Origin of the sequence: Micromonospora sp. AB353 (assembly GCF_049538395.1) — a bacterium.
GTDB classification, from domain to species: domain Bacteria; phylum Actinomycetota; class Actinomycetes; order Mycobacteriales; family Micromonosporaceae; genus Micromonospora; species Micromonospora aurantiaca.
The window spans coordinates 22,311-39,909 of the sequence record NZ_JBMVFV010000055.1 but is presented as its reverse complement, the minus strand read 5'-3'; the positions used below and the strand labels follow the sequence as shown (position 1 = coordinate 39,909).

Genomic DNA, 17,599 nt, shown 5'->3' with positions numbered 1-17,599 from the left:
CGGCGAGCACGCCGTGCGGGTCGGCCGGGTGGTGCGGAAACGCCGGCTGCCGCATCGGCTTGGCGCGCCCGTCGAGCGCCTCCCGGATGCGGTCGAGCACCCGGTTGCGGGCCTGCACCGGGTCGTCCACGCCGACCAGGTCCACATAGGTGATGGTGGCGAGCAGGCCGTCGATCGGGCAGTCCTCGACGCGTACGGTGACGAGCTTGTTGCCGGTGCCGTCCGGGTCGGCGCGCAGCGCGGCCTGCCACTCCAGCTTGCCGTACGTGGAGTGCAGGTAGCGTTCGGACAGCACCGCCACGACCACCTCGGCCTCGCGGACGCCGCGGTCCATGAAGTCGATGAAGTTGGTGCCGGCGACGAAGTCCCACGCCTGCAGCAGCGTGCGATAGCCGGCCGCCTCGAACTCCCACGCCAGCCACGTGGCCCAGCGTTCGTCGGCCGGCGAGTAGCTGATGAAGAAATCGATGGGGCGGTCGGACCGGGTGGGGTGCGCGCCTACAACCACATGGTCATTATGGCCACCGACGGTCAACAGATCGACACCCTCGGCAGCTCGGATCGTGCCGCGTCGGGCTCCTCCGCCCGCACCGGCGTGTGGGAGGATCATCCCTCGTGGAGACCCCCGGCGATCCGCCGAACGCCGTGCCCGACCGCTCCCGCTGGGGCCGCCTGCACGTGCTGGACTGGGTCGCGATCGGGCTTGCCGTGCTCGGCGTGGTGTTCGTGCTCACCGGGCTGCTGCCCCGCGCCGACGCCGAGGCGACGATGCGCCGGATCATCCCGATCCTGATCTTCCTCGGCACGGTGGTGGTGCTGGCCGAGCTGACCGCCGTGGCCGGGGTGTTCGACGCGCTCGCGACCCGGGTGGCGGTGACCGCGCGGGGCAGTTTCCGGGCCCTGTTCTGGCTCTGCGTCGGCTTCGCGTCGGTGACCACCATCGCGCTCAACCTGGACACCACGGCGGTGCTCCTCACGCCGGTGATGATCGCGCTGGCCCGGGCGCTGAACGTGCCGCCGACGCCGCTGGCCATGACCACCGTGTGGCTGGCGAACACCGCGAGCCTGCTGCTGCCGGTGTCCAACCTGACGAACATCCTGGCCAGCGACCGGGTCGACCTGGACCCGGTGCCGTGGGCGGCCCGGATGTGGTGGCCGCAGCTGGTCGCCGTGGCGGTGACCGCGCTGCTGCTGTGGTGGTGGTACTGGCGCCCGGCGCGGGCCGGGGCCGACCCGTTCGTCCCGCCGCGGCCGTACGTGCCGCCGGACCGGGTGCTGTACCGCACCGCGCTCGCCGCGTGCCTGCTGTTCGTCGGCGGCATCCTCGCCGGGGTGGAGATCGGCATCGCCTCCGGGGTGGCCGCCGCGATCCTGGTCGCGGGCTTCGCGGTGCGGGCCCGGCACCGGCTGCGGCTCGCGCTGGTGCCGTGGCGGCTGCTGGTGTTCGTGACCGGGTTGTTCCTGGTGGTGCAGACCATCGGCCGGCACGGCCTGGACACGGTGATGGGCACGCTCATCGGCACCGACCCGGGTGCGGAGGGGGCACTGCGGGCGGGTGCGGTCGGCGCGCTGTTCAGCAACGCGGTGAACAACCTGCCCGCGTACCTGGCCGGCGAGGCGGTGATCGCGGCCGACCGGCACACCCAGTTGCTGGCGCTGCTGATCGGCACGAACGTGGGTCCGCTGGCCACCCCGTGGGCGTCGCTGGCGACACTGATCTGGTACGAGCGCTGCCGGGCCGCCGGGGTCGCCGTACCGCTGGGCCGGTTCGTGGCGACCAGCGCCGCGCTCGCCGTGCTCGCCACCGCCGCCACCGTCACGGCGCTTCTCGTCGGTCCCGGCGCCTAGCATCGCGACCACGAGCCCGCCGCTGGTGTCGTACGGGATCACCGACGTGGAGCAGACAGCGGCCGGCACCGTGGTGACGGCCACGATCAGCGGCGACTTCCCCGGCAGCCCGTTCGCCGCCTGCGCATCGCCTCCCTGATGCGAGGCGGGAAAACCGCTACGGCCCGAACCCGGCGGCTGGCTACCGTGCCCCCATGACCGCCGCGCCCACGCTGCACTTCTGCGCCGACCCGGGCGAGTTCCTCGCCGACGCCGAGGCCTACCTGGCCGCCGACCCGGTGGTCGGCACCGTCGTCGCCAGCGTCACGCGCCGGATGGCGGCCCGCCGCGCCGAGGGCGTCGCGCTGCCCGAGGACGTCTGGTGGCTCGTGGTGCGGGACGCCGCCGGCGCGGTGGTGGGCGTCGCGATGCGTACCGCGCCGTTCCCGCCACGACCGCCGTTCCTGCTGCCCATGCCGCGCGAGGCCGCGACGGCGCTGGCCGAGGCGTGGCACCGGCGTGGCGAGCGGGTCCGCGCGGTGAACGGCGCGCTGCCCGCCGCGCGAGCCTGCGCCGACGAGGTCGCACGCCTCGACGGCGGGCGGGTCGCTGTGGCCCAGCACACCCGGCTGCATCTGCTCGACCGCCTGACGCCGCCCGCTCCGGTGCCCGGCGCGCTGCGGGCGGCCACCACCGACGACATCGACCTGGTCACCGCCTGGTTCGGCGCGTTCACGGCCGACGCCGACGAGCAGGCGGGCCGCCCGCGCGGCGCCAGCGCCCACGAGACTCCCGACCGCGCCGAGCTGCTGCACCGGATCCGGGACGGCCGGGTGTGGTTCTGGACCGACGAGTCGGGTGCTCCGGTGCACCTGACCGCCGCGAATCCGCCGTCGTTCGGCGTGGCCCGCGTCGGCCCCGTCTACACGCCGCCCGGGCAGCGCGGACGCGGCTGGGCGGGAAACGCGGTCGCCGAGGTCAGCCGGCGGCTCACCGCCGAGGGCGCGCGGGTGTGCCTGTTCACCGACCAGGCCAACCCGGTGTCGAACCGCCTCTACGCCCGGCTCGGGTTCCGGCCGGTGGTCGACATGGTCAATCTGGTGCTGGTCGACTGAGCCCACCCGGTCTGGTCGACCGACACGGTTCCGGGTCAGCCGCTGAGGCCGAGCGCGGCCAGCCGGTGTGGGTCGGCGATCACGTCGACGGCGGCGACCCGGCCGCCGGTGACGGTGAACGCCATCACCGACAGCGGGCGGTCCCCGGCGCTCACCAGCACCCCCGCGGCGCCGTTGACGAGCACCGGCCGGGCGTGCGGGAACAGACGGCCGAACGTGGTGGCCTGCGCCGCCACGGTCGTCGCGCCGGTGAGCACGACCGTGTGGCGGGCGCGGGCGGTCCCGGCGTCGGAGCGCAGCACCACGTCCGGGTGCAGCACCGCGATCAGCGCGTCGAGGTCACCGTCGCGGGCGGCGGCGAGGAAGGCGTCCACCACCGCCCGCTGCCGGGTCAGGTCGGGGTCGGGGGTGGGCGCCTGTCCGCGTACCCGGCGGCGGGCCCGGCTGGCGAGCTGCCGGGCCGCCGCCGGTGAGCGGTCGACGAGCGGGCCGATCTCGTCGAACGGCACGCCGAACATGTCGTGCAGCACGAACGCGAGGCGCTGCGCCGGGGCCAGCGTGTCCAGCACCACGAGCAACGCCAGGCCCACCGAGTCGGCGAGCACCGCGGCGTGCGCCGGGTCGTCGGCGCCGGTGTCCACCACGGGGTCGGGCAGGCGTACGTCGAGGGGGTCCTCCCGGCGGGCGGCGCGGGACCGCAGCGTGTTGAGGCTGACCCGGGCGACCACGGTGGTGAGCCAGGCGTCCAGGTTGTCCACGGTGGCCGGGTCGGTACGGGACAACCGCAGCCAGGTCTCCTGCACCGCGTCCTCGGCGTCGGTGAGCGACCCGAGCAGCCGGTACGCCACCGCGCGCAGCCGCTGTCGCTCCCGCTCGAAGCGTTCCGCCAGCCCGGTGTCCATCACCTGAGCCTCCCCTCCCGCACGCCGTCTCGACCCGCGCCGGATCACCGATGTGACCAGACGTGACGGCTGTCACATCTGTCACGTCGGCGGGCCGGCGCGGGTCGACGTGGCAGCACAGGCGACGGAAGGCGACACGATGAACAGACAGATCCTGGTCACCGGCGGCACCGGCACGATCGGCCGGCACGTCGTACCGCTGCTGCGCGCCGCCGGGCACCCGGTGCGGGTGCTCAGCCGGCGCGGCGGGCGAGGCGGTGACGGCGTCACCCACGTGACCGCCGACCTGCTCGGCGGCGCCGACCTCGGCCCCGCCCTGCGCGGGGTGTCCACGGTGCTGCACCTGGCCGGCGGCGCGAAGGGCGACGACCGCGCCACCGCACACCTGGCCCGCGCCGCGCACCGGGCCGGTGTGGCACACCTGGTGCACATCTCGGTGACCGGCGCCGACCGGCTGCCGCTGGCCTGGATCCGGTCCAAGCTCGACGCCGAACGCGCGGTGGCGGACTCCGGCGTCCCGTGGACGGTGCTGCGCGCCGCGCAGGTGCACGACCTGGTGCTGACCATGCTGACGGCGATGACCCGGCTGCCCGTGGTGCCGGTGCCGGGCGGTCTGCGGTTGCAGCCTGTCGACGCGGCCGAGGTGGCGTCCCGGCTGGCCGAGCTGACGCTGGGCGCACCGGCCGGGCTGGTGCCGGACCTGGCCGGGCCGGACACCTACGGCGTCGGCGAGCTGCTGACCGGCTACCTGACCGCCACCGGGAAGCGCCGCGTGCGACTGCCGGTACGCATCCCCGGGCGGGCCGGCCGCGCGTACCGGGACGGCGCGAACCTCGCCCGGCCCGGTGCGGCGAGGGGCGTGCGGACCTGGGCCGACTTCCTGGCCGAGCGGGCGCCGTCGCGGCCGGTCATTTGACGCGCCACGGCACGTCAGGCGTCGGCGGCACGCGGGACGGGATGGAACTGCTCGAACATGACCTCGTAGCCGTCCGGGTCGAGCCCGTAGAAGATCCGCGCCCAGCCCACGTCCTCCGGCTCCAGCGTCACCGGCAGCCCCTCGTCGCGCCACAGCGCGTACGTCGCGTCCAGGTCGGCGGTGGGCACGGTGAGCACGACTCCGAGCCCGGGCGGCCCGGCCTTGACAGCGCGTTCCCGCTGCGCGTCGTGGTGCCCGTGGCGGTGCAGGTCGGACAGGATCAGCCAGGTGTGGCCGAACGTCAGGTAGCGCAGGTTCGCCTGGCCGGTCTGCGGGATCTCCTTGAAGCCGAGCCGGAGGTAGAGCCGGTGGGAACGGTCCAGGTCACGCACCCGGAGCCCGAGCTTGAGTTGTCTGGCGGCCACCCGGCCGAGGCTAGCCGACCCGGCTCACCAGCCGACCGAGCCGAGGCCGACCGGGGTGAGGCGGCGCACCTGCGGCTCGATCCACTGTGCCGCGGTGACCAGCTTGACCAGCCGGTCGATGGTCTCCGGTGGCCCGGCCACGAAGCTGCGCCGGTCGGCCGGGCAGCCGTACCTGTCGTCGAACGTGCCGCCGTCGAGCGCGCGGACCGCCATACCGGCCTCGGCGGCGAGCAGCATCCCGGCGGGCAGGTCGACCGCCTCGGGGCGGTAGCCGACGATGCCGTCGATGTCGCCGCGGGCCAGCATCACCCAGGACAGCAGCGGCGCCCACAGTTGCAGCACCCGGCGGGCGCTGGTGTCCAGCACCACCTTCAGCGCCCGGGCGGTGCTGTCGTCCCGCCGTACCTCGTGCCCCTGGGTCCAGGCCAGCACCGGCGCGGACGGTACCGGGCGCTGCGCGGCGCGCAGCGGCCGCGCGGCCGGGCCGGACGCGTGCACGAACGCGCCCCGGCCGCGCACCGCCGACCAGGTACGGCCGGCGACCGGGTCGTGCACCACGCCGAGGACCGGTGAGCCGTTGTCGCACAGGGCGATCCCGACCACGTACGCGGGCAGCCCGATCGCCACGTTGTTGGTGCCGTCGAGCGGGTCGACGAGCCACGCCCAGGCGGTGTCCGGGGCGTACTCGCCGCCCTCCTCGGCGATCACGCCGTGCTCCGGCCAGCGGGCCCGGATCCGGTCGACGATCAGCCGCTCGGCGGCCAGGTCGAGGTCGGTCACCAGGTCACCGGTGTCGTTCTTGGCCCGCGCGTGCACCTCCCGCCGGGTGCCCCGGCGCAGCAGTCGGCCCGCCGCCTGCGCGGCCTCCACCGCGAACCGGTGCGCGTCGCGCAGGTCGGGCCCGCCTCTGCTCGGCTCCACGTCCATGGCTCCTCCAGCCAGTCAGCCCCGTGCCACCAGTCGCGCGATCTCCCGCGCCATCCGCGCGGTCTCCGCCGCGTCGCAGCGGTCCCGGCGTACCCGGTGGCTGCGCCCGTCCACCGCGCCGAGGCTCAGGTCGCACGCGCCGGGAGTGGTCCGGCCGAGCGCCACTGTCACCGCCGGCTCACCGGCGTCGACCTCCGAGGTGTGGAAGCCGCCGGCGCGCAGCGCGTACGAGTCGCCCGCCGAGTGCGTCTCCACCGTCGCGGTCATCGCGGTGACCAGCCGGTCGGTGGCGGCCATCTCGTCCACCTCGCCGAGGCTGTGCACCTCGTAGATCCGCCAGGCCGGGTCGGCCGGCGCGTCGTCCACCTCGATCAGCTCGTTGCGGACGGTGCCGTGCAGCACGTGGCTCAGCAGATCCCAGCTGTGCGAGTGCATGGTGGACGTGGTCGGGCGCACCGGCGGCGGGTCGGCCGGCCAGGCGTGCACGCAGATGCCGTCCGGGCCGTCGCGTTCCACCGGCAGGCAGGTGAAGCCGAGCGGGTGCCGGACCGCGCGCAGCGGCCGCCGCCCGTCGGCGACGTCGCCGAGCACGTCCAGCACCCAGCCGCGCAGCATCTCCGGCCGGGTGCCCCGGTCGATCTCCCGTTCGAGGTCGGCGTAACTGGTCATGAGTAGGGGTTCCTCGCCTGGACGGCCTTGCCGATGATGCCGGCGACCTCGCGGTCGCCGAAGGACCGGGGCAGCGTCAGGCCGAGGGCGGTGAACAACCGCCGTACCTGCTCGACCGACGGCTCGTCGTCGAGCTTGACCTGGGCCGCCGCCTCGATCGGCACGCGCCGGCTCTGCCGGCGGCTGTAGTCCAGCTCGATGTTGAAACGGTTGTAGTAGACCTCGCCGCGGTCGATGCGCAGCGCGGGCGTCTGCGGATTCTCCTGCGTGATGACGACGCAGGAGGAGGAGAGGTCGTAGCGGAACGTGGTCATCTGCGCGGAGAGCCGCACGTCGACGGTGAGCAGGCCGGAGCGCTGCAGGTGCCAGCAGGCGGCCAGCACCGTCGCGTACGACTCCTTGCGGGTGCGGTCGACGGTCCACGGCTCGCCCGGCGCGTCCGGGTCGAGGCTGCGCCGGAACCGCGCGTACCGCTCGCAGACCTCCTCGTCGGTCGGGTCGATGATCTCGATGGCGACGGTGAGTGTGGCGTTGCGCCGCCGGGCGTGTTCCAGGCAGTCCGGCAGCGTGACCGCACGCAGGAAGGTGCCGGTGCCGCCCTTGAAGCTCCACTGGTCGGTGTGCCGCCGCGCCTCGGCGAGCGCCTGCCCGACCTCGCTGCCGTGCAGCACGCGCACCATGGAGACGCTGTCGATGGCCTCGCGGGCCCGGTTCAGCGCGCCCTCCGGCCCGGTGATCTCCCGCATCTGCGGCACCAGGTCGGTCAGCCGGTCGCGGGTGTCCGAGATGACCTGGCGGACCTCCCGCTCGGTCGTGCGCCGGCGCAGCCGGTCGCGCAGCATCGCCTGCGCGAGCAGGCCCAGGACCAGCAGGATCGCGCTGTTGACGACCTCCTGGTCGACCGCGTTGGTGAGGCCGAGCACGGACACCGTGAGCGCCAGGACGAGGCCGATGAACGCGTCGAGATTGGTCACGACCCAGGCGAGCAGGCGCGTCATGACATCCCCCGGTCGACGACGGAACCTCCATGATAGCCCGCTGTCAATGTCGCCATCACACCCTGTTTCCAGCCGGTGGCGGTCCGCCCTGCCGGCGGGCCGCGCAGATCAGCGAACCGCCCAGCCCGGGCGCGGCACGGGCCAGCCGGCGCGACGCCACCCACCGGCCGCCCGGCAGCCGCCAGCCGACCTCGTTGGAGCGCAGCGCCACCGGCGTGAACCCGGCCCGGCGCAGCGTGCGGCGCAGCAGCGAGGCGGTGAACGGGCGGATGTGCAGCCACAGGTACGGGTGCAGCGGGTCGACCTGACGTGGCGCCCGCCCGGCGAGGAACGCCAGCCGGTCCTGCACCGGCGCGAGGTTCGGCGTGGTGAGCACCAGCAGGCCGTCCGGCGCCAGCACCCGGTGACACTCCCGCAGCAGCGCCAGCGGGTCGTACACGTGCTCGATCAGCTCCCCGGCGAGCAGCCCGGCGAAGCTGCCCGCCCGGAACGGCAGCCCGCGGGTGGCGTCCAGGCAGACCGGCAGCGCCCGCCCGCAGGCCGCCGCGCGGGCCGTGCGCAGCGCCGTCTCGGCCGTGTCGGCGAGCACCACCGGGCCGGGCAGCGCGGCCGGGTCGAGCATGCCGCGCGGCCCGCAGCCCAGCTCCAGCACCGGCCCGCGGCCGGTCACCCCCTCGGCCATCAGCCGGGCCGCGACCGCGCGGCGCACCCGGTGGTACGGGTCGTCGACGTACCCGTCGACCTCGGCGCCGTCGTGGTAGCGGCGGTGGTTGGCGTGCCTGCCGTGCGCCTGCGCGCGGTGCGACGACGTCCCGGTCGGCGGCTCGGCCATCACCCCTCCACAGCGGACGCCGGCCCCGTCGGCGGCGTCCGCTTCCAAGCCTCGCACCGCTTGCGCCGTCCGGGGTGCACATCCGCCCGGGTACGCCGACGCGGCGGCCGGTCGTCCGGCCGCCGCGTCGATCGTCAGACGGCCGGCGCCCAGTCCAGCCGCATGCTGTCGTCGTACTCGTCGCCCGGGATCCACCACGGCTCACCGAAGCCGCTGGTGAAGACGATGATGTTGCCGCCGTCGGCGTCCGGGTTGCTGTCCGGGACGGACAGCGCGGCGCAGTAGCGCCCGTCCGGTGAGAACACCGGCGAGATGATGAACCGCGGTTCGTCGGTGAGCAGCTTCAGCCCGGTGCCGCCGATCCGCACCGACGCCAGCGACAGGTTGTGCCGTTCCTGGTCCAGGTACCACCTGTTGGTGCTGAACACGATCCGCTGGGAGTCGGGCGTGAAGACCGCGTGGTCGGCGAACTCGCCCGGTACGCGCTGGTAGACCAGTCGCGCCTTGCCGGTGGCCAGTTCCAGCACGCGCAACTGCCCGCCGTTGGACCGGCTGGTCCACTCCATCACGATCATCGAGCCGTCGCGGGACCAGTTGGGTCGCATCATGCTGTGCCCCTCGACGAGGACGCGCCGGCCGCCGGTGGCGACGTCGACAGCGACCAGTGTGGAGCCGTTGACCACGAGGGCGATCTCGGTGCTGTCCGGGGACCAGGTCGGCCACCCGTAGCGGTTGCCGGGAGCGTCGCTGATCAGCGTGCGGGCCTGACCGGTGACGCGGTCGAGGAGCAGGAGCACGGGCTGCCCCTCGTAGTCGGGCACCGCGATGTAGCGCCCGTCGGGCGAGGCGGCCGCGTCGGCGCCCGGGGGCAGCAGCACCTGCGGGGTGGTGCGGCCCGGGTTGATCTGCAGCACGCCGGCGCTGCCGGTGACGATCCACGGCCCGTTGACGCCCGAGGCGGGCGCGGCGGACGCCAGCCCGCCGGCCAGCCCGGTCGCGGTGGCGGCGCCGGTGAGCGCGGCGGCGCGCAGCAGCGTACGGCGGTTCATCGTGGTCATGCCGGCACCTCCGCGGTGATCGCCCGCGCCCAGTCCAGCCGGGTGCTGTCGTCGTACTCGTCGCCGGGGATCCACCACTGCTCGCCGAAGCCACTGGTGGAGACGATGATGTTGCCGCCGTCCGGGTACTCGTTCTCCGGCGGGATCGACAGCGCGGCGCAGTAGCGGCCGTCCGGGGAGAACACCGGCGACAGGTAGAACCGGGGCTCGTCGGTGAGCTTCTTCAGCCCGGTGCCTCCGATGCGCACCGACGCCAGCGACTGGTTGTAGACCTCGCGGTCCAGGTGCCAGCGGTTGGTGCAGAAGACGACGCGCCCGGAGTCGGGCATGAAGACCGGCGAGATGAACATCTCGCCCGCCACCGGCGTGTAGACGGGCCGCACCGTGCCGGTCGCGATTTCCAGCACCCGCAGTTGCCAGCCCTGCGAACGGCTGCGCCAGCGTACGACGATCATCGAGCCGTCCCGGGACCAGTCCGGATCCCTCATGGAATGCCCCTCGACCAGCACGCGGGTGGCGCCGGTGACCACGTCCACAGCGATCAGCCGGTCGTTGTCCTGCCCGGTGACGAGCGCGATCTCGGAGCCGTCCGGCGACCACGTCGGCGCGCCGTAGCGGACACCGAACGGGTCGGCGAGCAGCGTGCGCTTCTGGCCGGTGACCCGGTCGTACACGGCCACGAACGGCTCCAGCGTGCCGTCGCCCGAGCGGGCGGTGTTGACCCAGGCCACGTACCGGCCGTCCGGCGAGGACTTCGCGTGGTCCCCGTTCGGCAGCAGCTCGCGCGGCGTGGTGCGGCCCGGGTCGACCTGGAGCACACCCCAGCCGACGCTGACCAGCCACGACCCGTTCACCGCGTCGGCGGCGGCCGGCGCGGCGGACGCGGCGTGGGGCGCGGCGGCCACCCCGGTCGCGGCGGCGAGCCCGGTCAGCGCGGCGGTACGCAGCAGGGCACGACGATTCAGTGCGGTCATTCGACAACCCCCGTGAGAGACGTGGCCCTCACCCTCCCGAGTGGATCGACGCACCGGAATCGGACGAGCGGCCGCTTCACGTTCGGCTGCTCGTCCATCACCGCCGGTGAGGCCGCGGCGGCCCGGTACGCTCGCCCCGATGACCTCCGACGCGCTGCACCGCGCCCTCACCGAAGCGGGCGACCCGCCACTGCTCCCCCTCCCGGGCGTGGCGGTCGAACTGCTGGCCGCCCTCGCCGCCCCGCCGCGCCTCGGCGCGCATCTGCGGCTGGTGCACGACGTCGCCTGGCACCTGACCGCCGCGTTCGCCGACCGGTTCGCCGCGGTGCCGTTCGACAGGCAGGCGGTGCTGTTCGGCGCTGCCGTGCACGACCTCGGCAAGGTCGAGCATCCCGGCGAGCTGACCGGCCCGGGGTCGGCGCACGAGGAGGCGGGCTACCAGTTGCTGCTGCGCTTCGGCGTACCGGAGGAGCGGGCCCGCTTCGCCGTCACCCACGCCGCCTGGCACTCCCCCGGCGTGCAGCTGGAGGACCTGATGGTCAGCCTCGCCGACAAGGTGTGGAAGGGCCGCCGGGTCACCGACCTGGAGCAGCTCGTGGTCGACCGGCTCGCCGGCATCACCGGCCAGGAGCGCTGGCAGACGTTCCTGGACCTCGACGACGTGCTCGCCGAGCTGGCCGCCGGCGCGGACCGCCGGCTGGCGTTCCAGGCCGAACATCCGGTGTACGGCTGACGCCGCTCCGACAGCGGCGATGAGTCCGGCACCGGCCGGCGGTCTGCCCTGGGTCGGTGTTCTCCGATCTCCGGGAGGAAACATGAGCACCAGCGAAGCGCGGGGCCGGGTACGGGCGTTCGTCACCGTCTCCCTGGACGGCTACGTCACCGGTCCGGACGACCACGCCGGCCAGGGGCTCGGTGTCGGCGGCGAGCGGCTGCACCACTGGGTGATGGGCGGGCCGTGGACGTACGACACGCCACGCGAACCCGGCACCGGCATGACCGGTGCGGACCGCGCGTACTTCGACGAGCTGCTGGCGGGCGTCGGCGCCGCGCTGTGCGGCCGGGGCATGTACGACAGCGCCGGCGCCTGGGGCGGCCGGAACCCGTTCGAGGCCCCTCTCGTCGTGCTCACCCACCGCACCGCCGACCAGCCCGACCCGGACGCCGGTTTCCTCATGGTCGACGGGTTCGACGCGGCGCTGGCGGCGGCCCGGCGTACGGCCGGTGACGGCGCGGTGGTCATCGGCGGGGGTGCCGACGTCATCCGGCAGGCGCTCGCGGCCGGCGTGGTCGACGAGCTGGGCCTGTCCACCGCGCCGGTGATCCTCGGTGCCGGGAAGCGGCTGTTCGAGGGCTTCGGCCGCGACGTCGACCTGGAGATCCGCGCCGTGCACCACTCGCGGTACGCCGTCCACGTCCGGTACGCCGTCCGCCGCCCCGCGAGCGATACCGATTGACTTTCGATAGCTTCCGCGCGATAGTCGATGCATGCTGACGGCGCAACGCGCGGTGACACCACTCCGCGCCTTCCTGGTCCTGCTGTTCGCGATCCTGGTGCTGTTCCAGACCATGTCGCTGCCCGGGCAGTTCGCGCACATGGCGCGCGAGAACCCGGACATGGCGTACCTGCGGTGGCCCGCCACCGCGGTGACGATCTTCTGGGTGCTGTGCGTGCAGGTGGTGATCGTCTGCACCTGGCACCTGCTCACCCTGGTCAAGCGCGACCGCATCTTCACCGAGGCGTCCCTGGGCTGGGTCGACGGGATCGTCTGGGCGGTCGCCGCCGCCTGGGTGGTGCTGGTCGGCGTGTTTCTCTACGTCGGCTTCAACGCCGACGACCCGGGCCTGCCGCTGCTGCTGTTCTTGCTGGTCACCGGCGTCAGTGTGCTGGGGCTGCTGATGGTCGTGCTGCGCGCGTTGCTGCGGCAGGCCACCACGCTGCGCACCGACATGGAAGCGGTGATCTGATGCCGATCGTCGTGCGCATCGACGTCGAACTGGCCAAGCGCAAGATGAGCGTCGGCGAGTTCGCCGAACGCGTCGGGCTCACCCCGGCCAACGTCGCCGTGCTCAAGAACGGCCGCGCCAAGGCCGTCCGGTTCAGCACCCTGGAGGCCATGTGCCGGGTGCTCGACTGCCAGCCCGGCGACCTGCTCGAATGGGTCCCCGACGAGGAGGAGCGATGAGACACCTGGCCGCCGCCGTCGCCCTGCTCGCCGTCGCGCTCGGCGTCGCCGGCTTCGTGTACGGCGAGGCCGACGACTCTCCCGGCCTCCAGCTCCTGTCCGCACTGCTCGTCATCGGCGCGGTCGCCATCGGCGTACGCGTCGCCCGGCGTACCCGATAGGGCCGGCGCCCCCTCGACGCCGGCCCATCGCTCAGCCCTTCACGCAGACGACCTGCTTGAGGTGGGCGACCACCTCGACCAGGTCGTCCTGCTGGGCCATCACCTCGGTGATGTCCTTGTACGCGCCGGGGATCTCGTCGACCACACCGGCGTCCTTGCGGCACTCCACCCCGGCGGTCTGCGCGGCCAGGTCCGCGGTGCTGTACGTCCGCTTCGCCTGCCCCCGCGACATCCGCCGCCCGGCGCCGTGCGACGCCGAGCAGTACGCGTCCAGGTTGCCCTTGCCGCGCACGATGTACGAGCCGGTGCCCATCGAGCCCGGGATGATGCCCAGGTCCCCCTTCCCGGCCCGGATCGCGCCCTTGCGGGTCACCAGCACGTCCACCCCGTCGTAGCTCTCCTCCGCCACGTAGTTGTGGTGGCAGGAGATCGGCTCGTCGTAGCCGACGTGCGGGAACGCGTCCCGGACCACCTGGCTCAGCAGCGCGAGCATGACCGCCCGGTTACGGCGGGCGTACTCCTGCGCCCACCACAGGTCCCGCCGGTACGCCTCCATCTCCGGCGTGCCGGCGAGGAACACCGCGAGGTCCCGGTCCGGCAGGCCGGTGTTGTGCGGCAGGCCGCGCGCCACCGCCATGTGCCGCTCGGCCAGCTCCTTGCCGATGTTGCGCGAACCGGAGTGCAGCATCAGCCAGACCCGGCCGTCGTCCGGGCCGCCCTGCTCCAGGCAGACCTCGATGAAGTGGTTGCCGCCGCCGAGCGTCCCGAGCTGACGCTGCGCCCGCGTCTCGAGCTGGGCCACCTTCCGGTCCAGCGTGCCGAACCGCCGCCAGAAGTCGTCCCAGCCGGCCTGCTCCAGCCCTCGGATCCGGCGCGGGTCGACGGCGTCGTCACGCATCGCGAAGCCGACCGGGATCGCCGCCTCGATCGCCGAACGCAGCGGCCCGAGGTCGTCGGGCAGGTCGGCGGCGGTCAGCGAGGTCCGCACCGCGGACATGCCGCAGCCGATGTCCACGCCGACCGCGGCCGGCGACACGGCCTGCCGCATCGCGATCACCGAACCCACCGTGGCGCCCTTGCCGAAGTGCACGTCCGGCATCACCGCGACGCCCTGCACCCACGGCAGCGCGCCGATGTTGCGCAGCTGCCGGGCCGCCTGCGCCTCGATCGCGTACGGGTCGGTCCAGACCCGGACCGGTGCCCGGGTACCGGCCAGCGGGGTGAAACCCATGATCGTCTCCTTGTCCGTAGGGCAGGCTTGTCAATGTGTCGATGCCTCTGTCAGGCTCGGGCGTCGGATCGAGCCGGAGGAACCCGCATGCTCGCACTTCGTCGGATCGCCGCAGCCACGGTGCTGGCCGGTGCGGTGTCCACGTCCGTCCTGGTCGGCGGCGCGGCCAGGCCGCCGAGACCACGTCCTTCGTGGGCCTCGGGCTGAACAACAACTACTTCACCGCGCTGTACTACGCCACGAACGACGCGCAGGCACAGGCCAGCGCGGCCGGGTTCGACCCGGCCACGCAGTGCAGCCCCGGGGGAAACTACGCGACGATGCCGCTGCCGGGCCTCTACCAGGTGCGGGCGCTGATCAACTGCACCCGCTGACGCCGGGACCCCGGACCCTCGATCGAACCTTGCCAACGGCACGCGCCGGGTGCGGGGAGCAGGGCACCGGCGCGCGGCGCGGGCCGCTCGGCTCGGGTGCGTTTCTGCTGCGACACGGGCGCTCCTTGAGGGCCGGAACCGGTTGACGTGGCCCGCTCACGGTACGACCGTGACCCGCGGGGCGGCAACGCGATATCCCGGAGAGCCCGGGTGCGGGCCACCCGTGGAAGCGGCCCGCATCCGGTCGACCTCAGGTCGCGGAACAGGACGGCGTCGGTACGCCGTTCGTGCCGTTCCACGTGCCGAGGAAGCCGAAGGTGGTGCTCGCCCCGGCGCCCAGGCTGCCGTTGTAGCCGAGGTTTCGTGCGGTCACGGCGGTCCCGCTGCCACCGACCGTCGCGTTCCACGCCTGGGTGACCTTCTGGCCGTTGGCGAACGTCCACGTGACGGTCCAGCCGCTGATCGCGGCGCCACCCGCCTTGACCTGGACCTCGGCCTGGAAGCCACCCTGCCACTGGCCGGCGACCCGATAGGTGGCCGTGCAGCTCCGGCCGCCGGTCGGGGGCGAGGTCGGAGTCGGGCTCGTGGTCGGAGTCGGGCCGGGGGTGGCGGTGCCGGTGGGCGACGGGCTCGAGGTCGGTCCGCCACCTCCGAAGACGGTGGCTTCCTTCGCGGTGGCCTTGATGCCGTTGACGCCGTTGAAGATCCGCTGACCCCAGGTGGTGAGCCGAGCGGGGTCGAAGTCGGTCGCCATGTCGAGGATCGGATCGCTGTTGCCACTCCACGACCAGGCCAGGTAGCCCAGGCCCCGAGCCTGCGCCTGGGCGAGGATCGTCTCGTGATCCACCTCGCCGGGGGCGAACTGCCAGCCGAACTCGCCGATCACCAGCGGCCAGCCACGGGACTCGAAGAAGTCGAGGTAGTCGGTGATGGTGGCGGCGTTGTTGAAGACCGCGTACATGTGGATCGACAACACCGTGTTGTGCCGACTGTCCGCGTCCAGGATCGTCTGGGCGTTGTCGCGCATGACGTGCTGCCAGTCCTGGCCCCAGTTCGGCCCGTCCACCATCAGCAGGTGCTCGAACCCGTTCGCGCGCATCTTCCGCACCGCGGCAGCGGTGGCGTCGGTCCACTGGGCGGCGTTGACGTTGCCGATCGGCTCGTTGCCGATGTTGATGACGACGTGGCTCTCCTGCCCGACCAGCGCACTCTTCTGACCGATCCAGTAGTCGACCGCCTGGTCCAGCGAGGCGGCGGCCCCCTCCTCGCCATAGCCGGTGGTGTCGTGCACCTCAAGGACACAGATGAGCCGGTTCTGTCGGCACAGGGCGATCACCTCGGGGACGTCGGTGGACGGTCCCCACCGCTTCCCACTGCCCAGCACCACCCGTACGGTGTTGGCGCCGAGCGCCTTGACGTCGGCGAACGCTCTCGTCCGCCCCGTGTACCAGACGTGCGGGTGGTTCACCCCGCGCATCACGAACGGCGCTCCGTTGGCCTCGACGATGGTTCGGCCACTGACGTGCAGCCCGACCGCGGCGTCCGCGGGCCGAACGAACATCAGGACCGACGCGGCGACGGCGAGCAGGGCAGCGCCGACCGCGATGAGTCTTCTCTTCATGATCTACCTCGGGTTGAGCCCGGCAGGTGCCGGGGTGGGACGCGCCTGCCCTGGCGTACCGCGCGACGGCCGTACGCGACGCGATTGTGACGTTTGTAAAAAGGTTCCGGAACGAGGCCGGCTCGGGCGCTCGGACGGTTTCCCCACCCTATCCGTCCACATCCGACGAGACAATAGGCGATCATCTATTAGCGAAGTGACCCGTCAGCGGCCGCCGGCCGCCTCCGTGGCGGGCGGCCCGGTCGAGGAACGCACCACCAGCGACGGCCGGAACAGCGTCTCCCGGTGGGTGTGGTCCGGTCGGGACTCGTCCAGCAACAACTCCGCGGCGGCCCGGCCGAGCCGGTACGGCGGCTGGTGGACGGTGGTCAGCGCGGGTGCCAGCCGCCGCGCGAACGGCAGGTCGTCGTAGCCGACCACGGAGATGTCCTGCGGAACGCGTAGTCCCAACGCGTGCAGCCCGTCCAGCAGGCCGAGCGCGGCGGTGTCGTTCACACACACCACCGCTGTCGGCGGCACGTCCCGATCCACCAGTCGCCTCGCCGCCTGGGCGGCGGCGTCCAGCAGCGGAGGCGGATGCAGCCGCAACCGAACATCCACGAACGACACCGCCGGGTCCAGGCCGGCCGCCGTCACGGCCTGCCGCACACCCTCCCGTCGCGCCAGCACCGGACCAGGATCGACGGTGGCGCCGAGGAAGGCGATGCGGCGATGACCGAGCGTGATCAGGTGCTCCCCCGCCAACCGCCCGCCGAGTACGTCGTCCACGTTCACCGCACACAGGTCCAGCCGGCCGCGCGGGTGGTCGACCAACACGACGGGAATGCCGTCGCGACTCAACCGCAGCAGCGGCTCCGGATCGTCGTCGATCGGCGAGATGATGATGCCCCGCACGGCCTGGGCGTGCAGCAGCGAGAGCAGTCGCCGCTCACGCGTGCGCCGGAGGTCCGTGCTGCAGGCGAGGATGACGCAATCCGCCCCGGCCAACCCGTCCTCGATGCCCCGGTTCAACTCCGCGTAGAAGGGATTGGCCAGATCCAGCGTGACGCTCCCGACGACCGGGCTCGGCAAGCCACGTAGCTGCCGGGCCGGCCCGTGCGGTACGTAGCCCACCGCCTCGATCGCGGCCTGCACCCGCGCCCGGGTCTCGGCGGCGACGATCGACGGCCGACTCAACACGTTCGCGACGGTGGAGACCGAGACACCCGCGGCCCGGGCCACCTCCCGCATCCCGCCCCGACCCTCAGAAGCGCGGCCCGGCACGGCGGCCCGCTCCATCCCGGGACCCGGAAACGTCGAGGACGACCACCTGACGAATCTACCGCCACCATCGCACGGACGGGCGACCCGCTCCGACCCGACCAGCTTCCAGGCCGGTTCTCC

At 73.3% G+C, this 17,599-nt stretch carries 21 protein-coding genes; 9 read left to right on the top strand and 12 right to left on the bottom strand.

The features are described 5' to 3' along the window. Nucleotides 1-508 (bottom strand): toll/interleukin-1 receptor domain-containing protein (locus tag ACPCK6_RS21055; RefSeq protein WP_423481974.1); only part of this gene is annotated, 508 nt, incomplete at its 3' end. Nucleotides 509-615: 107 nt separating this feature from the next. On the opposite strand from ACPCK6_RS21055, the gene ACPCK6_RS21050 reads away from it, so the two are divergent. Next, nucleotides 616-1,848, top strand: coding sequence for an ArsB/NhaD family transporter (locus tag ACPCK6_RS21050; RefSeq protein WP_423481973.1), 1,233 nt, complete (start codon nucleotides 616-618; stop codon nucleotides 1,846-1,848). A gap of 194 nt (nucleotides 1,849-2,042) precedes the next feature. Then, a complete protein-coding gene (locus ACPCK6_RS21045; RefSeq protein ID WP_423481972.1) occupies nucleotides 2,043-2,942 on the top strand; it encodes a GNAT family N-acetyltransferase in 900 nt (299 codons plus the stop codon). 35 nt (nucleotides 2,943-2,977) lie between these two features. Here the strand turns inward: ACPCK6_RS21045 and sigJ are convergent, their stop codons facing one another. Next, entirely contained in the window at nucleotides 2,978-3,844 is an 867-nt protein-coding gene (gene sigJ / locus ACPCK6_RS21040) for an RNA polymerase sigma factor SigJ (RefSeq protein WP_396883674.1), read from the bottom strand. 139 nt (nucleotides 3,845-3,983) lie between these two features. On the opposite strand from sigJ, the gene ACPCK6_RS21035 reads away from it, so the two are divergent. Then, on the top strand, nucleotides 3,984-4,760 hold the full coding sequence (locus tag ACPCK6_RS21035; protein ID WP_396883673.1) for an SDR family oxidoreductase: 777 nt from the start codon (nucleotides 3,984-3,986) through the stop codon (nucleotides 4,758-4,760). A 14-nt stretch (nucleotides 4,761-4,774) separates the two neighbouring features. Here ACPCK6_RS21035 and ACPCK6_RS21030 read toward each other — a convergent pair whose 3' ends face one another. The 7 genes from ACPCK6_RS21030 to ACPCK6_RS21000 all read right to left on the bottom strand — a co-directional run bounded on the left by ACPCK6_RS21030 (nucleotide 4,775) and on the right by ACPCK6_RS21000 (nucleotide 10,643). After that, on the bottom strand, nucleotides 4,775-5,185 hold the full coding sequence (locus ACPCK6_RS21030; RefSeq protein WP_396883672.1) for a VOC family protein: 411 nt from the start codon (nucleotides 5,183-5,185) through the stop codon (nucleotides 4,775-4,777). A 24-nt stretch (nucleotides 5,186-5,209) separates the two neighbouring features. After that, entirely contained in the window at nucleotides 5,210-6,112 is a 903-nt protein-coding gene (locus ACPCK6_RS21025; protein ID WP_396883671.1) for an inositol monophosphatase family protein, read from the bottom strand. A gap of 15 nt (nucleotides 6,113-6,127) precedes the next feature. Further along, a complete protein-coding gene (locus ACPCK6_RS21020; protein WP_013286529.1) occupies nucleotides 6,128-6,781 on the bottom strand; it encodes a sulfurtransferase TusA family protein in 654 nt (217 codons plus the stop codon). Then, nucleotides 6,778-7,779 carry a hypothetical protein gene (locus tag ACPCK6_RS21015; RefSeq protein WP_318334211.1) on the bottom strand — a complete coding sequence of 334 codons (1,002 nt, stop codon included), beginning with the start codon at nucleotides 7,777-7,779 and terminating at the stop codon, nucleotides 6,778-6,780. Before ACPCK6_RS21015 ends, ACPCK6_RS21020 begins: the two co-directional genes overlap by 4 nt. Before the next feature lie 55 nt (nucleotides 7,780-7,834). Next, the gene (locus tag ACPCK6_RS21010; protein WP_423481971.1) at nucleotides 7,835-8,611 is read right to left on the bottom strand and encodes a methyltransferase domain-containing protein; all 777 of its coding nucleotides are present in this window, start codon (nucleotides 8,609-8,611) and stop codon (nucleotides 7,835-7,837) included. 134 nt (nucleotides 8,612-8,745) lie between these two features. After that, nucleotides 8,746-9,669 (bottom strand): TolB family protein, encoded by a 924-nt coding sequence (locus ACPCK6_RS21005; RefSeq protein WP_396883668.1) that lies wholly within the window; start codon nucleotides 9,667-9,669, stop codon nucleotides 8,746-8,748. Beyond that, nucleotides 9,666-10,643, bottom strand: coding sequence for a TolB family protein (locus ACPCK6_RS21000; RefSeq protein ID WP_423481970.1), 978 nt, complete (start codon nucleotides 10,641-10,643; stop codon nucleotides 9,666-9,668). Before ACPCK6_RS21000 ends, ACPCK6_RS21005 begins: the two co-directional genes overlap by 4 nt. Nucleotides 10,644-10,782: 139 nt before the next feature. Here ACPCK6_RS21000 and ACPCK6_RS20995 point away from each other — a divergent pair, with 139 nt between their 5' ends. The 5 genes from ACPCK6_RS20995 to ACPCK6_RS20975 all read left to right on the top strand — a co-directional run bounded on the left by ACPCK6_RS20995 (nucleotide 10,783) and on the right by ACPCK6_RS20975 (nucleotide 12,990). Then, entirely contained in the window at nucleotides 10,783-11,376 is a 594-nt protein-coding gene (locus tag ACPCK6_RS20995) for an HD domain-containing protein (RefSeq protein ID WP_135240342.1), read from the top strand. An 82-nt stretch (nucleotides 11,377-11,458) separates the two neighbouring features. Then, on the top strand, nucleotides 11,459-12,100 hold the full coding sequence (locus tag ACPCK6_RS20990) for a dihydrofolate reductase family protein (protein ID WP_396883665.1): 642 nt from the start codon (nucleotides 11,459-11,461) through the stop codon (nucleotides 12,098-12,100). A gap of 31 nt (nucleotides 12,101-12,131) precedes the next feature. Beyond that, nucleotides 12,132-12,611, top strand: coding sequence for a DUF2975 domain-containing protein (locus tag ACPCK6_RS20985; RefSeq protein ID WP_135240344.1), 480 nt, complete (start codon nucleotides 12,132-12,134; stop codon nucleotides 12,609-12,611). After that, the gene (locus ACPCK6_RS20980; protein WP_030499989.1) at nucleotides 12,611-12,829 is read left to right on the top strand and encodes a helix-turn-helix domain-containing protein; all 219 of its coding nucleotides are present in this window, start codon (nucleotides 12,611-12,613) and stop codon (nucleotides 12,827-12,829) included. The genes ACPCK6_RS20985 and ACPCK6_RS20980 overlap by 1 nt, the downstream gene beginning before the upstream one ends. Further along, complete coding sequence (locus ACPCK6_RS20975; protein WP_216934269.1) at nucleotides 12,826-12,990, top strand: hypothetical protein; 165 nt, start codon at nucleotides 12,826-12,828, stop codon at nucleotides 12,988-12,990. Before ACPCK6_RS20980 ends, ACPCK6_RS20975 begins: the two co-directional genes overlap by 4 nt. 31 nt (nucleotides 12,991-13,021) lie before the next feature. Here ACPCK6_RS20975 and ACPCK6_RS20970 read toward each other — a convergent pair whose 3' ends face one another. After that, entirely contained in the window at nucleotides 13,022-14,221 is a 1,200-nt protein-coding gene (locus ACPCK6_RS20970) for an RtcB family protein (protein WP_423481969.1), read from the bottom strand. Between the two features lie 191 nt (nucleotides 14,222-14,412). Between ACPCK6_RS20970 and ACPCK6_RS20965 the strand changes: the two genes are divergently transcribed. Next, nucleotides 14,413-14,595: a hypothetical protein gene (locus ACPCK6_RS20965; protein WP_423481968.1), complete on the top strand. Its 183-nt coding sequence runs from the start codon at nucleotides 14,413-14,415 to the stop codon at nucleotides 14,593-14,595. A gap of 250 nt (nucleotides 14,596-14,845) precedes the next feature. Here the strand turns inward: ACPCK6_RS20965 and ACPCK6_RS20960 are convergent, their stop codons facing one another. Both ACPCK6_RS20960 and ACPCK6_RS20955 read right to left on the bottom strand, forming a co-directional pair. Continuing rightward, on the bottom strand, nucleotides 14,846-16,216 hold the full coding sequence (locus tag ACPCK6_RS20960) for a cellulase family glycosylhydrolase (protein WP_423481967.1): 1,371 nt from the start codon (nucleotides 16,214-16,216) through the stop codon (nucleotides 14,846-14,848). 204 nt (nucleotides 16,217-16,420) lie between these two features. Continuing rightward, complete coding sequence (locus ACPCK6_RS20955; RefSeq protein ID WP_423481966.1) at nucleotides 16,421-17,446, bottom strand: LacI family DNA-binding transcriptional regulator; 1,026 nt, start codon at nucleotides 17,444-17,446, stop codon at nucleotides 16,421-16,423. Nucleotides 17,447-17,599: the final 153 nt, after the last annotated feature.